The sequence below is a fragment of the Tatumella sp. JGM130 genome (genome assembly GCF_018257525.1).
In the GTDB taxonomy this organism is placed as follows: domain Bacteria; phylum Pseudomonadota; class Gammaproteobacteria; order Enterobacterales; family Enterobacteriaceae; genus Tatumella; species Tatumella punctata.
Map to the genome: position 1 here is coordinate 1 of NZ_JAERJS010000072.1, position 1,949 is coordinate 1,949.

The 1,949-nt window shown below is 39.4% G+C and carries 2 protein-coding genes; both read right to left on the minus strand.

Features of this window, described 5'->3' with window-relative positions:
• Positions 1-256: 256 nt before the first annotated feature.
• Positions 257-979 (minus strand): molecular chaperone, encoded by a 723-nt coding sequence (locus tag JK211_RS16650; protein ID WP_212709733.1) that lies wholly within the window; start codon positions 977-979, stop codon positions 257-259.
• A 69-nt stretch (positions 980-1,048) separates the two neighbouring features.
• Positions 1,049-1,582, minus strand: coding sequence for a fimbrial protein (locus tag JK211_RS16655; RefSeq protein ID WP_212709734.1), 534 nt, complete (start codon positions 1,580-1,582; stop codon positions 1,049-1,051).
• Between the last annotated feature and the right edge of the window lie 367 nt (positions 1,583-1,949).

Here is a 1,949-nt window from a genome sequence, read left to right on the forward strand (position 1 = left end):
GGCTACACGCCGATGCAACATATTCAACGCTTATCTGATTCTACTTATCGCCTCCGTTAAAAATGGGGGGATTACCACCCGGCTTAACCTCATTATGGGAGATATAATTAATTACATCATCAACAGGTAAACCGCTGCCCTGCAATAACGTTTTATCAAAAATATAACCACCATCATCCTGTGCCCGTGATAAAAAAGGTACGGATGACAGGCAAACGAACAGGGCAGTCCTGATTCCATTTTTCAGCATAAATTATTATTCGCTTCTGTTTATAGTTATATTTTGAGAAACTCCATAATCATTAATTATTTTAATTAAAAATGGCGATTGGTCATTACTTTTTCTGCACTTGTTATAAAATTCATCCCGCGCACCAGGGGCAACCATACCTATTTTACTCCAATGGAATCCCTGAGTATCAGATACTTTATATTCAACTGCATTGAGAATATAAGGAGAGTTGTTGGTTATTAAAAAATGACATCGGCCATTCATATCTGACATTCGGTATGTTACTAATTTAAACATATCATTATGTGATACAGCGAGGTTATCCGGTCTGACAAAAACCTTAACTGTACTGTTAATAACCAGCAGCAGCTTGTTTTTATTCTGAAGATCTGTTGGAACTGCAGGTACCTGAATAAAATGAAGATAGTAGAGTCGTTCACTGTTATATTTCTTTCCTGCCTGAGAGTATATCATCCTGACAATCTGTGATTCATGAGGCGGTATTTTAAAAACTGACGGCGACAAAACAAAAGGTCCACTGGACTTATCCGACGCACTATCATTTTCCCCTACAGATGTCCAGGTCTGAACAATATATGGAAAGTTATCGTTGTTAATAAAGCTGACCGTCTGACTCTCTGAGGATGCATTAAAAACCACCCGGTTACCTTGCATTACTACACTTGCCTCTGCGCTGCCTACAGACAACGAAAGAAGGAATAAGCATAAAGATGTTCTGATATTCATCCTGAATCCTGCAGGTGATATTATTACAAAAAGTAAGGTGCATATGCTGAAAACATACGCACCTGAAATTTAATTATATTGTATTGCATACTGCGCTGATGCAGCGACAGTACCGGCAGTCGGTGATGCGGCCTCTGCGTAATACTCAGCAGTCAGATCCTGAGATGCGGTAGTATCCGCTGCAGCTTTGGTAAATGCAGTCGTTGTTACAGTTCCACCATTAGTAAATGCGAGGGCCGTAGAACCATCAGAATCCAGTAACCGGATAGAGACGTTCTCCGCCGTTCCGGTATTTCCCAGGTTGCCATTAGTAGTCACATTATTACCGGCAAATACCGTACTGATGCTGGCAGCATCTGAACCCGTACTACACCCCGTGACATTAACGGTAAATTTTGTGGCTCCGGCTACACTTCCGCTAGTTGCCAGAGTACTTGCCGCCACGGTCGGCAGTAATACTATTGGAGAAGCACTGTTACCGTTGATATTTACGTTACAGGTTTGTGTGCTGACAACCCCCTGAAACTGCACTGTGTTATCTGAAGCCGCATAGCCTGTAGCAGAAAAAACTGCCATAGACATAACCAGCAATGTTTTTTTCATTTCTCAACAAGGTTATTAAACAACCACCAACATCCACACTATTAACAGTTACTTATATAAACATTAGCCATGGTTCTAAAAAGTTCCACTTCGTATCGATATTTTTCTTTTTCCTCTGCCAAAGTTATTTGACTAACAGGAAAATTAGCTTGTATCAAAAAACAACCAAATGAAATCAACTTATTGTTTTTATTGTTAATTTTAAATGTTTTGGTTTTTTATAATTTAAAGTGCGTTTAAAAAAAAGACTAAAAAAATTACATTTATTAACACTTCCTGAATGAGGTTAAGAGGGTGTTCATTATTCTGTGTCAAGGCTTACAGGTCGATATGATTATCAAGTCGACCGGCGAAGTGGATCGACAAC